Annotated in this window: 16 protein-coding genes; 9 read left to right on the top strand and 7 right to left on the bottom strand. The window is 70.9% G+C overall.

The window, feature by feature from the left end; all coding sequences use genetic code 11:
- Positions 1 to 982: aminomethyl transferase family protein (locus ETD86_RS43235; RefSeq protein ID WP_138672441.1), on the top strand; the 982-nt coding region annotated here is incomplete at its 5' end.
- Here the strand turns inward: ETD86_RS43235 and ETD86_RS43230 are convergent.
- Genes ETD86_RS43230 through ETD86_RS43210 form a run of 5 tightly spaced genes read right to left on the bottom strand, consistent with a single transcriptional unit; the run spans position 960 to position 6,135 of the window.
- Positions 960 to 1,718 carry a GntR family transcriptional regulator gene (locus ETD86_RS43230; RefSeq protein WP_170223570.1) on the bottom strand — a complete coding sequence of 253 codons (759 nt, stop codon included), beginning with the start codon at positions 1,716 to 1,718 and terminating at the stop codon, positions 960 to 962. The two genes, ETD86_RS43235 and ETD86_RS43230, sit on opposite strands and share 23 nt — an antisense overlap.
- A 40-nt stretch (positions 1,719 to 1,758) precedes the next feature.
- Complete coding sequence (locus ETD86_RS43225) at positions 1,759 to 2,574, bottom strand: carbohydrate ABC transporter permease (RefSeq protein ID WP_138672439.1); 816 nt, start codon at positions 2,572 to 2,574, stop codon at positions 1,759 to 1,761.
- Between the two features lie 2 nt (positions 2,575 to 2,576).
- Positions 2,577 to 3,539 carry a carbohydrate ABC transporter permease gene (locus tag ETD86_RS43220; RefSeq protein WP_138672438.1) on the bottom strand — a complete coding sequence of 321 codons (963 nt, stop codon included), beginning with the start codon at positions 3,537 to 3,539 and terminating at the stop codon, positions 2,577 to 2,579.
- Positions 3,529 to 4,842 carry an ABC transporter substrate-binding protein gene (locus tag ETD86_RS43215; protein ID WP_211370672.1) on the bottom strand — a complete coding sequence of 438 codons (1,314 nt, stop codon included), beginning with the start codon at positions 4,840 to 4,842 and terminating at the stop codon, positions 3,529 to 3,531. Before ETD86_RS43215 ends, ETD86_RS43220 begins: the two co-directional genes overlap by 11 nt.
- A 45-nt stretch (positions 4,843 to 4,887) precedes the next feature.
- Positions 4,888 to 6,135, bottom strand: coding sequence for an ROK family transcriptional regulator (locus ETD86_RS43210; RefSeq protein WP_138672436.1), 1,248 nt, complete (start codon positions 6,133 to 6,135; stop codon positions 4,888 to 4,890).
- Positions 6,136 to 6,227: 92 nt separating this feature from the next.
- Here ETD86_RS43210 and ETD86_RS43205 point away from each other — a divergent pair, with 92 nt between their 5' ends.
- Genes ETD86_RS43205 through ETD86_RS43195 form a run of 3 tightly spaced genes read left to right on the top strand, consistent with a single transcriptional unit; the run spans position 6,228 to position 10,332 of the window.
- On the top strand, positions 6,228 to 8,366 hold the full coding sequence (locus ETD86_RS43205; RefSeq protein ID WP_138672435.1) for an alpha-N-acetylglucosaminidase: 2,139 nt from the start codon (positions 6,228 to 6,230) through the stop codon (positions 8,364 to 8,366).
- An 8-nt stretch (positions 8,367 to 8,374) separates the two neighbouring features.
- A complete protein-coding gene (locus tag ETD86_RS43200) occupies positions 8,375 to 9,277 on the top strand; it encodes an N-acetylmuramic acid 6-phosphate etherase (protein WP_211370671.1) in 903 nt (300 codons plus the stop codon).
- Positions 9,274 to 10,332: a BadF/BadG/BcrA/BcrD ATPase family protein gene (locus ETD86_RS43195; protein WP_138672433.1), complete on the top strand. Its 1,059-nt coding sequence runs from the start codon at positions 9,274 to 9,276 to the stop codon at positions 10,330 to 10,332. The genes ETD86_RS43200 and ETD86_RS43195 overlap by 4 nt, the downstream gene beginning before the upstream one ends.
- Here the strand turns inward: ETD86_RS43195 and ETD86_RS43190 are convergent.
- Both ETD86_RS43190 and ETD86_RS43185 read right to left on the bottom strand, forming a co-directional pair.
- Positions 10,283 to 11,407 carry an NAD(P)H-dependent flavin oxidoreductase gene (locus tag ETD86_RS43190; RefSeq protein ID WP_138672432.1) on the bottom strand — a complete coding sequence of 375 codons (1,125 nt, stop codon included), beginning with the start codon at positions 11,405 to 11,407 and terminating at the stop codon, positions 10,283 to 10,285. The two genes, ETD86_RS43195 and ETD86_RS43190, sit on opposite strands and share 50 nt — an antisense overlap.
- A gap of 16 nt (positions 11,408 to 11,423) precedes the next feature.
- Entirely contained in the window at positions 11,424 to 12,092 is a 669-nt protein-coding gene (locus ETD86_RS43185; RefSeq protein WP_138672431.1) for an acyltransferase, read from the bottom strand.
- 111 nt (positions 12,093 to 12,203) lie between these two features.
- On the opposite strand from ETD86_RS43185, the gene ETD86_RS43180 reads away from it, so the two are divergent.
- The 5 genes from ETD86_RS43180 to ETD86_RS43160 all read left to right on the top strand — a co-directional run bounded on the left by ETD86_RS43180 (position 12,204) and on the right by ETD86_RS43160 (position 17,274).
- The gene (locus tag ETD86_RS43180; RefSeq protein WP_138672430.1) at positions 12,204 to 13,868 is read left to right on the top strand and encodes a CTP synthase; all 1,665 of its coding nucleotides are present in this window, start codon (positions 12,204 to 12,206) and stop codon (positions 13,866 to 13,868) included.
- Positions 13,865 to 14,476, top strand: a complete 612-nt coding sequence (locus tag ETD86_RS43175) for an NUDIX domain-containing protein (protein ID WP_138672429.1) — start codon at positions 13,865 to 13,867, stop codon at positions 14,474 to 14,476. Before ETD86_RS43180 ends, ETD86_RS43175 begins: the two co-directional genes overlap by 4 nt.
- Before the next feature lie 15 nt (positions 14,477 to 14,491).
- Positions 14,492 to 15,397: a site-specific tyrosine recombinase XerD gene (locus tag ETD86_RS43170; protein WP_138672428.1), complete on the top strand. Its 906-nt coding sequence runs from the start codon at positions 14,492 to 14,494 to the stop codon at positions 15,395 to 15,397.
- Positions 15,398 to 15,514: 117 nt separating this feature from the next.
- Positions 15,515 to 16,456 (top strand): ParA family protein, encoded by a 942-nt coding sequence (locus ETD86_RS43165; protein WP_138672427.1) that lies wholly within the window; start codon positions 15,515 to 15,517, stop codon positions 16,454 to 16,456.
- On the top strand, positions 16,453 to 17,274 hold the full coding sequence (locus ETD86_RS43160; protein WP_138672426.1) for a segregation and condensation protein A: 822 nt from the start codon (positions 16,453 to 16,455) through the stop codon (positions 17,272 to 17,274). Before ETD86_RS43165 ends, ETD86_RS43160 begins: the two co-directional genes overlap by 4 nt.
- Positions 17,275 to 17,296 lie beyond the last annotated feature (22 nt).

The raw sequence follows: 17,296 nt of genomic DNA, 5'->3' as shown, positions 1-17,296 counted from the left end.
GCTGTGGTCGCCCGCGATCGGGGTCGAGCACCGCGCCACCCGCACCACGGCGGGGTTGTTCGACGAGAGCTCGTTCGCCAAGATCGAGGTCACCGGGTCCGGCGCGGCGGAGCTGCTGGAATGGGTGTGCGACAACCGGGTCGCCCGTGAGGCCGGCGCGGTCACGTACACGCAGGCGCTCAACCGGCGCGGCGGCATCGAGTGCGACTTCACCGTCACCCGGCGCGGCGAGGAGGAGTTCCTCATCGTCACCGGCACCGCGTTCGGCTCGCACGACCTGGGGTGGCTGCGCAAGCAGGCCGCGCACACCGGCTCGACGGCCAGGATCGCCGACGTGACCGGCCAGTACGCGTGCTTCGCCCTGTGGGGGCCGCGCGCCCGCGACATCGTCAAGGAGCTGACCCCGGACCCGATGGACTTCCCGTTCATGTCGTCGCGGGAGATCACCGTGGGGGACGTGCCGGTGCAGGCGCTGCGGGTGACGTTCGTGGGCGAGCACGGCTGGGAGCTCTACTGCTCCAGCGAGTACGGCCTGGCGTTGTGGCAGGCCCTGTGGCGGGCGGGCGAGCCGTACGGGCTGGTGGCCGGCGGCTACCGGGCCATCGACAGCCTGCGGCTGGAGAAGGGGTACCGGGTGTGGGGCGCGGACATCGGGCCCGAGACGACGCCCTACGAGGCGGGCCTCGGGTTCTGCGTCAAGCCGGACAAGGACTTCCTCGGCAGGGACGCGCTGGACCCGGCCCCTGAGCGCCGCCTGCGGTGCGTGACCCTGAGCGACCCGAGGGCCGTGGCGCTCGGCAACGAGCCCGTCCGGCTGGACGGGCGGGTCGTCGCCCGCGTCACCTCCGGCGGGTACGGCTACACCGCTCGCGAATCCATCGCCTACGCCTACCTGCCGGCAGAGACAGGGGCCGAGGTCGAGATCGAGGTCGAAGGGGCGTGGGTGCCGGGCACGGTGGTCAAGACCCCGCTGGTCCCCTGACGCCGCTGCGTACCGAGAGCCTGACCCGGTCGGGCCGGAACAGGTCGCGCGCGAACTCCACCGGCGTGCCGTCCGCCGCGTACGCCGTGCGCTCGATCAGCATGAGCGCTGTTCCCGGCGCGACGCCCAGCTCCGCGGCGTCGCCGGGACGGGCGATCACCGGGTCGAGGTGCTCGACCGCCGTGCGGGGCTCCAGGTCGTAGTGGGTGGCCAGCAGGGTGTAGAGGGAGCCGGTGAGGTCCTGGTCGAGGAGGCCCGGCAGGTCGGGAAAGTAGGAGCGTTCGAGCGCCACCGGTGAGCGGCCGGCCGAGCGCACCCTGACCACCTCGTGCACCGGCGAGCCCGCCGCCACCTCCAGCGCCCTGGCCACCGTGCCCGTCGCCGGCACCGTCCTCGCCGTCAGGATCCTCGCCTCGGCCCGCAGGTGGGCCCGGCGCATCTGCTCGGTGAATCCGGCCAGGCCGGTCAGATCGCACTCGATGCGCGGCTCGGCCACGAACGCGCCGCCCGTCCTGCCGGGCGTCCTGACCAGCACGCCGTCGTGTTCCAGGGTCGCCAGGGCCTGCCTGAGGGTCATCCTGCTCACGCCGAGCCGGCCGGCCAGCTCGCGCTCGCCGGGCAGCCGGTCGCCCGGCGCCAGCTCGCCCCGGTCGATGGAGTCGAGCAGCCATCGCTCGATCTGCACGTGCGCGGGGATGCCGGTGCCGCGCTCCAGCTCAGGCGGGGTCCCGACCACACCGCATCTTGGCACGGGCTGTGGGGTGTACGCCAAGGTCTCAGCCCTTGATGGCGCCCTGGGTGATGCCGCTGACGAAACTGCGCTGGAAGAGGAGGTACACGACGACGATCGGGGCGATGACGATCAAACAGGCCGCCGCCAGCAACGGGATGTCCGTCGTGTGCTCGCCGACGAAGAGCCCCAGCCCGCTCGGCGCGGTACGCCGATCAGGATCCTGCATCATCACCAGTACCAGCATGAACTGGTTCCACGACCACATGAGGTACAGAACCGACAGCGTGGTGATCGCCGGCCACGAGATGGGCACCAGCACCCGCGCCAGCACGACGAGGTCCCTGGCGCCGTCGATGCGGGCCGCCTCGACGAGCTCCTCGGGCACGCTCGAGAAGTGCGTCTGCATCCAGTACACCCCGAACGGCATGAACAGGGCCGCCTCGGCGAGGATGATGCCGACGTACGAGTTGGTGAGCCCGACCTCCCGCAGGTTGAAGTAGAGCGCCACCACGATGAGCTCCATCGGCAGCGTGAGCCCCATCACGAACCCGAACGACAACGTCCGGTGGCCCCACACCCGCAGGATCGCCAGCCCGTAGCCGGCCAGCGTGGCCAGCACCACCGACAGCGGCACCACGAAGGCCGCGATCAGCAGGCTCGAACGCATGAGGGCGGTCATGTTGCCCCGCTCCCAGGCGAGCGTGAAGTTCTCCCACGACCACTGGTCCGGGATGCTCAGCCCGTTGAGCTGCGAGCCGGGGGGATGCAGGGCGGCCAGGATGATGCCGGCGAAGGGCACCAGCACCATGACCGCCAGCAGGACGAGCACTCCGTACCTGAGACTGACACCGCCGCGCATGCTCAACTCTCATCTTCCCTGGTGAAGTATCGGACGGCGCTGACGACGGCGACCACGATCACGGTCAGCACCACGGCCAGCGCGCTGGCGCCGCCGATGTCGCCCTCGTTGAAGGCGAGCCGGTAGACCAGCAGGCCGGGCACGTTGGTCTGCCCCGCCGGGCCGCCGTTCGTCGTGACGAAGACGAGGTCGAAGCTGGCCAGCGCGGCGATCGTGGTGATGACGCCGGCGACGGTGATCTCCCTGCGCACCCCGGGCAGGGTGACGTGGCGGAACTGCCGGAACGCCCCCGCGCCGTCGAGCTTGGCGGCCTCGTAGAGGGACGAGTCGATCTTCTGCGCGCCGGCCAGGAAGAGCATCATGCACAGCCCGCTCATCACCCAGGTGCCGATGAGCCCGAGCGCGATCAGCGCCAGCTGATAGTCACCCAGCCAGGCGCGGGTGATCGCCCCCAGCCCGACCGCGTCGAGGAACTGGTTGACGACGCCGGAATCGCTGTAGAGCCACCGCCAGGTGATGCCGACGGCGACGAGCGGCAGCACCTGCGGCAGGAAGAAGACGACCCGGAAGAACGTCATCCCCCGGCGCACCTTCCCCATCAGGAGCGCCGTCATGAGCAGCCCGACGCAGATGGGGATGAACGAGAAGAAGATGATCAGCACGAGGCTGTGCAGGATCGCCTCATACAGCGCCGAGTCCTGAAAAATCTCGACATAGTTGTCGAGGCCCGCCCAAGTGGGCGGCAGGATGCCGTCCCAGGTCAGGAGGGACAGGCGCAGCGTGTTCAGCGCCGGCCAGATGGCGAATCCCAGATACACCGCGAGCGCGGGCAGCACGTAGAACCAGCCGCGCGCTCGCCGTCCGCGCCAGTGCGGGGGACGGGCGTGCCCGGGGGCCGCCCGCCCCCCGTCGCGGGCCTCGGCGGCACGCGGCGGGGAGACGGACGAGGTCAGCTCACGAGCCATGGTGGGCGTCCCACGACTCCTGCAGGGAACGGAGGAAGGCGTCGGGCTTCATCTTGTCGTTGATGAGGCCCTGGATGCCGGGGGTCAGCTTGTCGATCATGCCGGGGGAGGCGTAGTCGGGGAAGGGGACGATCCCGTTGTTCTGCGCCACCTGCGCGAAGACGGTCGCGATGTCGCCGCGCAGCCCCTCGGCGCCCAGCTCGGCCTTGGTGTCGACCGGCATGAACCCGCCGTCGAACTCGATCTTCGCCGCCTCCGGCGAGCTCAGGTAGTCGAGGAACGCGGCGGCGACGTTCGGGTTCTTGCTCTTCGACGAGATGGCGTACGCGACGCTCGCGCCGGAGGCGACGTTCGCCGGCTTGTCCGCCGATGCCGTGGGCATGAGGAAGAAGCCGACGTCGTCCTTCATCTCCGTCTCCAGGGTGGAGGCGGCCCAGTTACCGGTGATCAGGAAGGCGCTGTCGCCTTTGGCGAAGCCGGCCAGCGCGTCGGCGTCCGCCGTGGCGCTCGCCGAGCTGGAGATGTATCCCTTCTTCGCCCAGTCGGCCAGCATCTGGGTGGCCTGCAGTGCGGCCGGGTTCTCGATCGTCGAGCCCGGCTTGCCGTACACCCAGGACCGGTAGTCGTTGACGTCGCCGGTGACATTGAGCAGCGCGTTCCAGAGGTGGAACCCGCCGACCTGGAGCGCGCCGTTGCTCAGCGGGGTCTGACCCGCGTCCTTCGCCTTCTGCATGGCGGCCTCGAACTCGGCCAGCGTCTTCGGCGCCTCCTGCACGATCTTCTTGTTGTAGAAGACGCCGAGCACGGAGAGGCCGCCGGGCACGGCGTACTGGCTGCCGGTCCCGAACTGCTTGGCCGCCTTGTCGGAGCTGAGCACCTCGAGGCTGGCCGGCGGGAACTTGGTGTTCCAGCCGTACGCCTTGGCCCACGGGCTGAGGTCCAGGATGAGGCCGGCCGGGATCAGGGAGTTCATCGCACCCGGGTTGTACTGGGCGATGTCCGGCGCCGCGTCGGACGACATCGCCAGTTTGATGGACTTGATGTAGTCGTTGAACGGTGTCATCTGGGGCTTGACGGTGACGTTCGGGTGCTTCTTGGTGAAGCCGTCGATGAGCGCCTTGGTCGGCGGGTCGTTGGTATAGGCGAGGGTGAGCGTCACCGGGTCGTTGGGGATGGTCGTCGATACGTCGATCTTCGGCGCCGTGGTGGCGCCCGGGCTACTGGTGCCCGCGCAGGCCGTCAGAGCGAGTGCCGCCGTGACGCCTAGCGCCACGAGCGTGTGCCGCCGGGCTGGTGTCGTCATACGCATGACCTTTCTCCTCTATCGGGGGGTGGTGACGTCGGGTCGTCAACGGCCCTCATGACGACCCGTTCTCACCAGGCCGAACCTGGTGCGCTCGATCTCCTCCAGCGAGTGCAGCAGCGCACCGTGGACGACGGCGTCCTCCTGGAGGGTCGAGACCTCCAGCGCCGGCTGGTCCAGCGGCTCGCCGGACAGGTGCCGCTGGAGCGCGGCAAGCAGCGGCTCGCCGCATCTGGCCAGCGGACCGCCGATGACCACGAGCCGGGGGTTGAGTATGGCCCTGATCACGGCGATGCCTTTGGCGAAACGGCGCGCCACCACGTCGATCGCCTCGAGGGCCGGCGGACTGCCGTCGACGACGGCGTCCAGCACGGTCTCGAACGCGCGCTCTCCCGCGGCCTCGATCCGGGCCAGGAACACGCCGTCGCCGGCGCGTCCGGCCGCCGCCGCGGCCTGGCGCACGATCTCCTCGCCGCCCACCCGGTCCTCGAACGGGCCGAGGCCGTGGGGGTGGCGGGACTCGCCGGCCAACTCGGTGAACAGGTCGAGGAAGCCGACGTCGCCGGCGTCGTTGGAGGCGCCGCGGTAGAGCTCGCCGTTGAGCACGATGCCGGCGCCGACGCGCTCGCCCCAGTGAACCATCACCAGCGAGTCCTCGGGCCGCTGCGCGCCGCGCCACCGCTCGCCCTGCGTCGCCAGCTTGACGTCGTTGTCCAGGTAGATCGGGCAGCCGAGCGCCTCCCGCAACCGGCGCAGGAGGACGTCGCCGGTCAGCCCGGGCATGCTCGGGATGAGCTTGATGATCCCGGATGCCGGGTCGACGATGCCGGGGGTGCCTGCCGAGGCGAACCAGAGGTCGCCGGTCGTCAGGCCCGTCGCGCGCAGCGCCCGTGCCACCGAGGACAGGAGCGTCTCCACCACCTGCTCACCCGTGGGATCGGGGCCGAGCTGCATCGCGTCGGTCGCGGTGACCGTGCCGGACAGATCCGCCACCGCCACGCGTACGTCCTGGGGGCTGATCGACAGGCCCAGCACGTGGCCCGCTTCCGCGCGGAAGCGTACGAGCTGCGCGGGCCGCCCGGCCCGGTTGGAGTCGCGGTCCAGGGGGCCGAACTCGACGAGGCCCTCCTCGGCCAGCGCGTTGAGCGAGCGGGTGACCGCCTGCCTGGACAGCCCCACCGCCTTGGCCAGCGCCGACACGCTCATGCTGGTCTCGGCCCGCAGCCGGCTCAGGATCGCGGCCGCGTTGACCTCCCGCATGAACTGCGTGCCCGCGGCGACCAGTTGCTCCATCGACCTCTCCGAGCCCTTCTCTCGTGTGCCGGTACGCTAGCATATTAATTATGTATCGTACGGAACTAATTCGTCGAGGGATGTGACCTGCGATGTTGCCCGGTGACGGCGAGCATACGCCGCTGTGGGCGGACACCGTCCGCGGCCTCGCCCATCGTGTGCTGGGGTCCGTGGCGGAGTCGGTCCGGTTCGCGAGCTCCGCCGCGAGTGACGGTGCTCGCGGTGCGGGCCGCGCGTACGCGTACGAGGCGAAGGGCGGCGTGCTCACCGTCGCCGCGACGGACGGGGTGGGCGCGTCCGTGGGGCTCCATCACTACCTGCGGGAACACTGCGGCAGGTCCGTCGGCTGGGACACGCCGCTGCCCCTGGGGCTGACGTCCCTTCCCGACGCTCCGCTCCATCAAGGGGCGGCGCGGGTGCGGGAGGGGTATTACTTCAACTTCTGCACCTTCAGCTACACGATGCCCTACTGGAACTGGGCCGACTGGGAACGCGAGATCGACTGGATGGCCCTGCACGGCATCACGATGCCGCTCGCCGTCACCGGTCACGAGGCCGCGCTGCACGCCGCCTACACGCTTCTCGGTCTCGACGACGACCGGATCCGCGGCTTCCTGGGCGGTCCTGGCTACCTGCCGTTCCAGTTCATGGGCTGCCTGGACGACTTCGCCGGTCCGCTCTCCTCGTCCTGGATCGACGGCCACCGCGAGCTCGGGGCGCGCATCCTGGACCGTGAGCGGGCCTTCGGCATGACGCCCGTGCTCCCGGCGTTCACCGGACACGTGCCCCGCGAGATCGCCTCGGCGGCGCGTGCCGGTCGCCGTCAGTGGCAGGGCTTCGAGACCTGGGTGCTCGATCCGGCCGACCCGCTGTACGCGCGCATCGGCGCGGAGATCACCCGCGCGCAGATCAAACTCTTCGGCACCGACCACCTGTACGCCGCCGACCCGTTCATCGAGATGATCCCCATCGACGCCGACCCGGCCTTCCCCGGCGCCGTGGCGGCGGCGACGCTGGCCGGCCTGCGGGCCGCCGACTCGGAGGCGGTCTGGCTCATGCAGGCCTGGCCGTTCTCGTACCAGCGGGAGTTCTGGACCGAGGACCGCGTCACCACCTTCCTCGACGCGATTCCGGGCGACCGGATGCTCGTGGCGGACCTGTGGGCGGAGCACGATCCGCTGTGGGGGCAGTTCGACGGGTTCTCCGGGAAGCCGTGGTTGTGGTGCTCGCTGCTCAACTTCGGCGGGCGCACCGACCCGGTCGCCGACCTGCGCGGTGTGCCTGCCGGGATCGAGGCGGCCCTGGCGGCGCCTCGCCCGCCCACCGGCATCGGCCTGTCCATGGAGGCCACCCGCAACAACCCCGTCTTCTTCGAGCTGGCGGCCGACCAGATCTGGAACCGGGTACCCGACCTCGACGCCTGGCTCGACGCCTACGTGGCCCAGCGCTACGAGGGCCGGCGGACGGCCGAGCTGCGGGCGGCCTGGCGCGGGCTCCTCGACACCGTCTACAGCGCGCAGAGCCTGCGGGCCGCGCCCGACCAGTTCAAGGGCGTGCTCCTCACCAACCCCTCCTACACGCGGACGCCTGACATCTCTCGTGCCCTCTGGTACGAGCCGTCCGTGCTGGCGCAGGCCTGGGAGCGGATGATCGCGGTGGCCGAGCAGGAGCCCGGGCTGGTGGCCGGCCCGCTCGGGCACGACCTCGTGGAGACCGGCATCGCGTACATGGCCAGGGTGGCCGACCGCCGCTACCTCGAGGTCGTGGAGTCGGCAGGCGGCCCGGAGGCGGTGGCCCGGTTCCTGAGGGTCTTCGAAGACCTCGACCGGATGCTGGCCTGCCGCCCCGAGTACACCTTCCAGCGTTGGGAGGCCAAGGCCGTGTCCTGGGCCGCCGGGCCGGGCGACCGCGCGGTCTTGCAGGACAACGCGCGCCGCATCCTCACGGTGTGGGGCACCTCGGACAGCCCGCTGCTCGACGACTACGCGGGCCGGCACTGGGCGGGGCTCGTCGGCGGCTACTACCGCGACCGCTGGGAGCTGTGGGCGCGGGACCTCGGCCGCGCGCTCGCCGGCGACGTCGGCGCGGAGGCGGAGCTGCGCGAACGGCTCCGCGACCGGGCCGAGACCTTCCTGCGGGAAGGCGCGGCCCCTGTGGTGCCGGGCGACCTGGCGGCGGAGTCGCGCCGGCTGCACACTGCGTACGCGGGCGTACTGGAGGACGAACGATGAGGAGCACGATGAGTCAGGCGGAACCGCCCACCGAACGCCGCAACCCCCGCACCGCCGACATCGACACGCTGGAGTCCGGCGACGTCCTGCGGCTTCTGCTGGACGAGGACGCCCGCGCCGTCGAAGCGGCCCGCGCCGCCGCCGGGCCGCTCGCCCACGCCGTGGACGCGGCGCACGGGCGGCTGGCGGACGGCGGTCGTGTGCACTATTTCGGCGCCGGCGCGTCGGGGCGGCTGGCGGTGCTGGACGCCACCGAGATCACGCCGACGTTCGGCGTGCCGCGTGAGCTGTTCACCGCCCACTTCGCCGGCGGGCCCGCCGCGCTCACCGACTCGGCCATCGACCGCGAGGACGCCGAGCCGCTGGGCGAGGCCGACGCCCAGGCCCTCGGGGCGGGGGACGTGGCGGTCGGCATCACGGCGTCCGGCTCGACGCGATACGTCGCCGGCGCCCTGCGCGCGGCTCGCGCCGCGGGCGCCCTCACGGTCCTGGTCACCTGCAATCCGGACGCCCCGCTGCGTGATCTGGCCGAGATCGTGGTGGTCGCCGACACCGGACCCGAGGCGCTGACGGGGTCCACCCGGCTCAAGGCCGGCACGGCGACCAAGGTCCTGCTGAACGCGTTCTCGACGGCACTGATGATCAAGGCTGGGCGGACGTACGGGAACCTCATGGTCGGGCTCGTCGCCACCAACGCCAAGCTGGCCGAGCGCGCGGTGAGCCTGCTCGCCGAGGCCACCGGGGCCGGCGCGGACGCCTGCCGCGCCGCCCTCGCCGAGGCGGACGGGGCCATCCCCGAGGCGCTCGTACGGCTGCTCACCGGCTGCTCCGCCGCCGAGGCCCGCGCCGCGCTCGGCACGGGCCAGGGCGTACGGTCGGCCGTGGCCGCGCTCGGCGGGCACGCCGGATGAGCCGGACCGGATTCGCCGGCGTGGACGTCGGCGGCGGCGGAGTCAGAGTCCGGATCGAGGTCGAAGGGATGACCGCCCAGGGAGCGGACGCGGCGCCGGTGCCACGCGACCGGGGCCACGTCGACCTCGACCGGCTCGCCGCCCGGATCGCCACGGTCGTCGACCAGGCGACCCTGGTCGCCGAGGAGACGGTCCCCGCCCGGACCGGCGGGTTCGGTCAGGACAGGGCGGTCCAGGGCGGTGTGCCGGCCGTCGACCGGTTCGCCGCGATGGCGGTCGGGGTGACCGGGCTGCCGGGCCTGGTCAAGGACCCGGGAACGTTGTGGGAGGCGCTGGGGGAGCGGTTCGGCCTGGGCACGCTCGTGGTCGCCGGTGACTTGGTGACCACGCATGTGGGCGCGCTCGGCTTCCAGCCGGGGGTCGTCGTCGCGGCCGGCACGGGGGTCATCACGCTCGGCACCGACATGAACGGCGTCTGGAACCAGGCCGACGGGTGGGGGCACCTGCTCGGCGACCACGGCGGCGGCGCCTGGATCGGCGCGCAGGGCCTGCACGCCGCCCTACGCGCCCACGACGGCCGGGCCGGCGGCTCCGCCGCCCTGCTCGAACGCATGACCGCCCGCTTCGGTCACCCCCTCGACCTGGTGGCGCTCGTCTACGAGTCGGGCTCGGCGGCACACCACCTGGCGTCGTTCGCGCCGTGCGTCGGTGAGGCGGCCCGTGCGGGCGACCCGGTCGCCCGGCGGATCTGGACCGAGGCCGGCAGGCAGCTCGGCCAGACCGCTGTCGCCGCCGCGACCGGGCTCGACCCCGTCTTCTCCTGGGGCGGCCGCCTCTTCGACGCCGCCGACCTGCTGATGGAGCCGTTCCAGGAAACCGTGCGCGAGTCGCTGCCCGGCGCCCGCTTCACCCCGCCGCTCGGGACCTCGGCCGACGGTGCGCTCGCCCTGGCCAAGGCCGCCGCCGACGGCACGGTCCGGCCACGCCACCCCTACCTGTACGTCTTCACTCCGACAGGCGGGCCAGACGCTCCACCGCCTCGCCGAACTCGCTGATCATGTCGTAGACCACCTGGCGGGCCGGCTTCACCTGGTCGAGCTGGCCCACGACCTGCCCCACGTAGTAGTTGACGAGCTCCACCGCCCCCGGCTCGCCCTTCTCCGCCGCCGCCCCGATGCGGGCCATCGCCCCCTCCGACAGCAGGATCTGCAACGGCATCCCCAGCGGCCCGGGGCTCTCCGGCCCTGAGTCCCACTCCTCCGTCCAGGCCGACTTGAGCTGGCGGGCCGGCTTGCCCGTACGCGATCTGGACCTGACCGTGTCCAGCGACGACGCGGCCAGCATCTTGCGCTTCACCGCGGGCGACGTCTCCGCCTCCTCCGTGGTGAGCCACACCGAGCCGCACCACACGCCGTCCGCGCCGAGCGCCATCGCCGCCGCCATCTGCCGCCCCGACGCGATCCCGCCGGCCGCCAGCACCGGCACCGGGGCGACCGCGTCCACCACCTGCGGCACCAGCACCATCGTGGCGATCTCGCCGGTGTGCCCGCCCGCCTCGGTGCCCTGCGCGACGATGAGGTCCGCGCCCGCCGCCACCTGCCTGCGGGCGTGCTCGACCGTGCCGACCAGCGCGGCCACCGGCACGCCCGCCTCCCTGGCCTTCGCCACCATCTCCTGCGGCGGCGGGCCCAGCGCGCTGGCGATCAGCCCGATCGGGTGCTTCAACGCCACGTCGATCAGCCCCGTGGCCCCCGCGGCCGTCACCCGCCTGCCGATTTCGTCCGCGGCCGCCGTCAGGGGCTGCGCGGAAGCGCTCACGCCGTACTTGGACAGCAGGTGCGCGACGAAGTCGCGGTGCCGGTCGGGGATGAAGTCCAGGAGATGCGCGGCCTGGTCCAGCGCCGAGGCGTCGATCTTGCCGGGGACGAGCACGTCCACGCCGTACGGCCGGCCGCCGACACGCTCGTCGATCCACGTCAGCTCGGTGTCGAGCTCCTCCGGTGAGTACGCGATCGCGCCCAGCACCCCGAACCCGCCCGCGTTCGTGACCGCCGCCACCACGTCCCGGCAGTGGCTGAAGGCGAACAGGGGGAACTCGATGCCCAGGCGCTCACAAATGGCGGTCCGCATGACACGACGCTAACGGTTAGAAGGATGTTCGGTCCATCCCCGGTTCGACGGTCACAACGCCGTTCGGCGCATGCCAGCCCAGCTCCGGCGTGTAACCCCGCACCCGCTTGGCCGGCACCCCGGCGACCACGCTGTAGTCCGGGAACCGCCCGCGGACCACCGCCCCGCCGGCCACCACGCACTGGCGGCCCAGCGTGGTGCCCGGCAGGATGATCGCACCCGCGCCCAGCCACGAGCCCGAGCCGATCGAGACGGGGCTGTTGCGCGGCCACTGCCGGCCGATCGGCACGTCAGGGTCGTCGTAGACGTGGTTCTGGTCGGTGATGTAGACGTACGGGCCGGTGAAGACGTCGTCGCCGATGTCGATCGACTGGTGCGCCACGATGTGCGAGCCCCGGCCGATCGAGCAGCCGCGGCCGACACGCAGAATCGAGTTCGGGCCGAGGTCCGGGCCCGGCATCATCCCGCACGAGAGCGACACGCGCTCGCCGATCAGCGTGTGGTCGCCGATCTCGATCCACTGCTCGCCGAAGATCGCGCCGGGAGGGAACGCGATGCTGACCCCGTCGCCCAACCGGCGGAACCGGTAACCGGCCGGAGAGGCCGCAGAGATCGCGCCCGCGCGGCGGATCGCCGTGTAGGTACGGTGAATCAGCGTGCCCACGGCCCGCCGTACTAATGACATAGGGACCAAAGTTACCGCTAGGTCATGTCTGTTCGAGCATGTGAGGGGCGTTGTTTGATATCCTGAGAGCCCGTGGACACTTCGACCACACCTCGAGCCACGGGAGCCCCTTTGCGCAGCGCATCGCACACCAAGCATCTGTTCGTCACCGGCGGTGTCGCCTCCAGTCTCGGCAAGGGGCTCACGGCATCCAGCCTCGGTCGCCTCCTCAAGGCACGCGGCCTCCGGGTCACCATGCAGAAGCTCGACCCGTACCTCAATGTCGACCCCGGGACCATGAACCCGTTCCAGCACGGCGAGGTGTTCGTCACCGACGACGGCGCCGAGACCGACCTCGACGTCGGCCACTACGAGCGGTTCCTCGACACCGACCTGCACGGCTCGGCCAACGTGACCACCGGGCAGATCTACTCCAACGTCATCGCCAAGGAGCGGCGGGGCGAATACCTGGGCGACACCGTCCAGGTCATTCCGCACATCACGAACGAGATCAAGGACCGGATCAGGGGCATGGCCGGTTCTGAGGTGGACGTGGTCATCACCGAGGTCGGCGGCACGGTCGGCGACATCGAATCGCTGCCGTTCCTGGAGGCCGTCCGGCAGATCAGGCACGAGGTCGGCCGCGACAACGTGTTCTTCCTGCACGTGTCGCTGCTGCCGTACATCGGGCCCTCCGGCGAGCTCAAGACCAAGCCGACGCAGCACAGCGTGGCGGCGCTGCGCAGCATCGGCATCCAGCCGGACGCGATCGTGCTGCGCTCCGACCGGCCCGTGCAGACGGCGATCAAGCGCAAGATCAGCCTCATGTGCGACGTGGACGAGGACGCCGTGGTCTCCGCCGTGGACGCCGCCTCCATCTACGACATCCCGAAGGTGCTCCACTCCGAAGGGCTCGACGCGTACGTCGTGCGGCGGCTCGGCCTGCCGTTCCGTGACGTCGACTGGAAGGAGTGGGAGGAGCTCCTGCGCCGCGTGCACCGCCCGGCCAAGGAGGTCACGATCGCGCTGGTCGGCAAGTACATCGACCTGCCCGACGCCTACCTGTCCGTGACCGAGGCCCTGCGCGCCGGCGGCTTCGCCAACGACGCGCGGGTCAACATCCGCTGGGTCAAGAGCGACGACTGCGAGACCCCCGACGGCGCCGAGCGCGAGCTCGACGGCGTCGACGGCGTCCTGATCCCCGGCGGGTTCGGCGTGCGCGGCATCGAGGGCAAGATCGGCGCGATCCGCCACGCCCGCGAGAACAAGATCCCGCTGCTCGGCATCTGCCTCGGCATGCAGGGCATGGTCATCGAGGCCGCCCGCAACATGGCCGGCATCGAGGACGCCAACTCGGCGGAGTTCGATCCCGACACCAAGCACGCGGTCATCTCCACCATGGCCGACCAGGAGGACGTCGTCGCCGGCGAGCGCGACATGGGCGGCACCATGCGCCTGGGCATCTACACCGCCAAGCTCGGCGAGGGCACGCTCGCCCGGCAGCTCTACAGCGGCAAGGCCAAGGCCGACGAGCGCCACCGTCACCGCTACGAGGTCAACAACGCCTACCGGGAGCAGCTGGAGCAGGTGGGCATGGTGTTCTCCGGCGTGTCGCCCGACGGTCGCCTGGTCGAGTACACCGAGCTGCCCGTGGACGTCCACCCCTTCTTCATCGGCACCCAGGCGCACCCGGAGTTCCGTTCCCGCCCCACCCGCGCCAACCCGATGTTCAAGGGCCTCATCGGCGCGGCCCTCATCTACGCCGACGGGCGCGTCGGCGCTAGGGTCGGTAAGTGAAGATAGAAGACACGCCCGAGGCGTGGGACGTCGTCGAGACGAAGGAGCGGTTCTCGGGCCGCGTCATCCGCGTGGTCACCGACACCGTCGAGATGCCCCGCGACGAGGTCGCCGACCGCGACTACGTGGTGCATCCCGGCTCCGTCGCCGTGCTCGCCCTCGACGACCAGGACCGCGTCCTGATGATCAGGCAGTACCGGCACCCCACCCGCCAGTTGATGTGGGAGCTGCCTGCCGGGATCCGGGACGTGGAAGGGGAGCCGCTGGTCGAGGGGGCGGCCCGGGAGCTGGCCGAGGAGGCCGGCTACCGGGCCGGGACCTGGCAGACGCTCGTCGACCTGCGTTCCTCGCCCGGCATGAGCGATGAGCGCATCCGGGTCTTCCTCGCCCGCGACCTGACCAAGATCCCCGACGAGGAGAACGGCTTCGTCCACCGGCACGAGGAAATCGACATGCCGGTCGAATGGGTGCCCCTGACCGACGCGGTCGAGCGGGCGCTCATGGGAATGATCCACAATTCCCCGGCCGTGGCCGGTATCCTCGCCGCATATGCGGCTTCGGTTGAGGGTTTTCAGTGCTTGCGCCCCGCCGACGCCCCGGAGGCGTGACGGAAGGACCGGTTCGTGGAGGCAGTGTTCTCCAGCTACCTCGCCCATCTGGCGGTGGAGCGGAGCCTGGCCGCGAACACGCTCGCGTCCTACCGTCGTGACCTGCGCCGATACTTCGAGCACCTGCAGGCACGCGGCCGGGCCGAGCTCGATGAGGTGGGGGAGGCCGACGTCCAGGCCTTCCTCGCCGCGTTGCGCGAGGGCGACGGCGACCACCCGGCGCTCGTCGCCAGCTCGGCCGCCCGCGCCGTGTCCGCGGTGCGCGGGCTGCACCGCTTCGCCCTGCGCGAAGGCGTGACCGCTCACGACCCGGCCCACCAGGTACGCCCGCCGCGCCTGCCCCGCAGGCTCCCCAAGGCCATCGCCGTGCACGAGGTCGAACAGCTCATCGCCGCCTCAGGCCCGGACGGCGCGCCCCTGACGCTGCGCAACCGCGCTCTCCTGGAGGTCCTGTACGGCACCGGCGCCCGCATCTCCGAAGCCGTCGGGCTGGCCGTGGACGACCTCGAGGTCGACCAGGTACGCCTGCGCGGCAAGGGCGGCCGGACGCGCGTCGTACCTTTGGGGCGCTATGCCCGTTCCGCCCTGGACGCTTATCTGGTGCGGGCCCGTCCTGGTCTGCTCGCCCACGGACGCGGCACTCCAGCCGTCTTCCTGAACGCCCGGGGCGGGCGTCTGACCAGGCAGGGAGCCTGGGAGGTGCTCCAGGCGGCCGCCGAACGGGCCGGACTCGACGGGATAAGTCCGCACGTTCTCCGGCATTCCTTCGCAACTCATCTGTTGGACGGAGGCGCGGACGTTAGGGTGGTGCAGGAGTTGCTCGGCCACGCCTCGGTGACGACCACGCAGGTCTACACCCTGGTCACGGTTGACAAGCTCCGGGAGGTCTACGCCGCCGCGCATCCTCGTGCCCGGCAGTGATCTATAGTCTTTTGCGACGTGCGGCGCCCTCGGCGTGCCGCCTTGCCGCGTTAAGTGGTGACGCCATAGTGTCCGTCCGGACGGTCCGGTTCGGGATCGTCAGGGAGGTTCGAGCTGGTGACTGTGACGACCAAGGGTTCAACCCCGGGGACCCCCGACAACCCCTGGGGCGACACGAAGACCAACACGCCTTCCAACGGCGTCAATCTCGGGCCCACGCGACGGCCCAGGCCGGTGTTCCCCGAACCGGTGCCCCCTGCCGTGCACGGCCCCGCGCGCGTGGTCGCGATGGTCAATCAGAAGGGCGGGGTCGGCAAGACCACGACCACCATCAATCTGGGCGCCGCGCTGGTCGAATACGGCCTCAAGGTGCTGCTGGTCGACTTCGACCCGCAGGGCGCGCTCTCCGTCGGGCTGGGCATCAACCCGCTCCAGCTCGACCTGACCGTCTACAACCTGCTCATGGAGCGCAGCGTCACCGCCGAGGACGTGCTGCTCGAGACCGGCGTCGAGGGGCTCGACCTGCTGCCGAGCAACATCGACCTGTCGGCCGCCGAAGTGCAGCTCGTCACCGAGGTGGCCCGCGAGCAGGTGCTCGGCCGCGTGATCAAGCCGCTGCTGCCGCATTACGACGTGTGCCTCATCGACTGCCAGCCGTCCCTGGGCCTGCTCACGATCAACGCGCTGACCTGCGCCCACGGGGTCATGGTGCCGCTGGAGTGCGAGTTCTTCGCGCTGCGCGGCGTGGCGCTGCTCATGGACACCATCTCCAAGGTCCAGGAGCGTCTCAACGAGGACCTCGAGATCGAGGGCCTGCTCGCCACCATGTACGACGCCCGCACCCTGCACGGGCGCGAGGTGCTGGCCCGGGTGGTGGAGGCGTTCGGCGACAAGGTGTTCCACACCGTGATCAACCGTACGGTGCGCTTCCCCGACGCGACCGTCGCCGGCGAGCCGATCACCACGTTCGACCCGTCTTCCCTCGGCGCCAACGCCTACCGTGAGCTGGCCCGTGAGGTGCTGTCGCGCTGGCCGGCGCCTGCGACAATGTCCAGGTGACCACCGCTGAGCAGAGCGACCCCCAGGGCTTCCAGGTCCACCTGGACGTCTTCGAGGGACCCTTCGATCTGCTCCTCGGCCTCATCGCGAAGCACAAGCTGGACATCACCGAGGTCTCGCTCTCCAAGGTCACCGACGAGTTCATCGCCTACATCCGCTCGCGGGGGCCCGAGTGGGACCTCGACCAGACCAGCCACTTCCTGCTGGTGGCGGCCACGCTGCTGGACCTGAAGGCGGCTCGGCTGCTGCCGTCCGGCGAGGTGGAGGACGAGGAGGACCTGGCGCTGCTGGAGGCCAGGGACCTGTTGTTCGCGCGGTTGCTGCAGTACAGGGCGTACAAAGAGGTCGCAAAGGTCTTCGCGGGGCGGATGGCGGAGGAGGCGCTGCGTTTTCCGCGTACCGTGCTGATGGAGCCGCAGTTCGCCAACCTGCTACCCGAGCTGGTGCTGGGGATCGGACCCGAGCAACTCGCCAGGATCGCCGCGCGCGCCTTCACCCCCAAGCTGCCGCCCACCGTCAACGTCGGGCACATCTACCAGCCGCTGGCCAGCGTCAAGGAGCAGGCGGCGATCCTGGTCATGCACCTGCGCCGGATGCGGCGGGCCACCTTTCGTGCGCTCGTGTCCGACTGCGACGGGACATTTGAGGTCATCGCGCGGTTCCTGGCGGTGCTGGAGCTGTTCCGGGAGTCGGCGGTGACCTTCGAGCAGGTAGAGCCGCTCGGGGACCTGCACGTGACCTGGACGGGGTCCGACGACGGGGACATCGCGGTGGGGGACGACTACGAGGAATCCGCGGAGAAACCACGCAATGAGTGACAACCCCAGCCCGCTGCCCAAC

Source organism: Nonomuraea turkmeniaca, from assembly GCF_005889735.1.
Lineage (GTDB): Bacteria > Actinomycetota > Actinomycetes > Streptosporangiales > Streptosporangiaceae > Nonomuraea > Nonomuraea turkmeniaca.
Note: the sequence above shows the minus strand (reverse complement) of the source record. Positions and strands in the feature narration are given on the sequence as shown.

Coding starts and splice junctions, on each gene's coding strand:
- ETD86_RS43225 (WP_138672439.1), bottom strand. CDS start 2,574: ATGCGCGGCGGTGTCAGTCTCAGGTACGGAGTGCTCGTCCTGCTGGCG.
- ETD86_RS43220 (WP_138672438.1), bottom strand. CDS start 3,539: ATGGCTCGTGAGCTGACCTCGTCCGTCTCCCCGCCGCGTGCCGCCGAG.
- ETD86_RS43215 (WP_211370672.1), bottom strand. CDS start 4,842: ATGACGACACCAGCCCGGCGGCACACGCTCGTGGCGCTAGGCGTCACG.
- ETD86_RS43210 (WP_138672436.1), bottom strand. CDS start 6,135: ATGGAGCAACTGGTCGCCGCGGGCACGCAGTTCATGCGGGAGGTCAAC.
- ETD86_RS43205 (WP_138672435.1), top strand. CDS start 6,228: ATGTTGCCCGGTGACGGCGAGCATACGCCGCTGTGGGCGGACACCGTC.
- ETD86_RS43200 (WP_211370671.1), top strand. CDS start 8,375: ATGAGTCAGGCGGAACCGCCCACCGAACGCCGCAACCCCCGCACCGCC.
- ETD86_RS43195 (WP_138672433.1), top strand. CDS start 9,274: ATGAGCCGGACCGGATTCGCCGGCGTGGACGTCGGCGGCGGCGGAGTC.
- ETD86_RS43190 (WP_138672432.1), bottom strand. CDS start 11,407: ATGCGGACCGCCATTTGTGAGCGCCTGGGCATCGAGTTCCCCCTGTTC.
- ETD86_RS43185 (WP_138672431.1), bottom strand. CDS start 12,092: ATGTCATTAGTACGGCGGGCCGTGGGCACGCTGATTCACCGTACCTAC.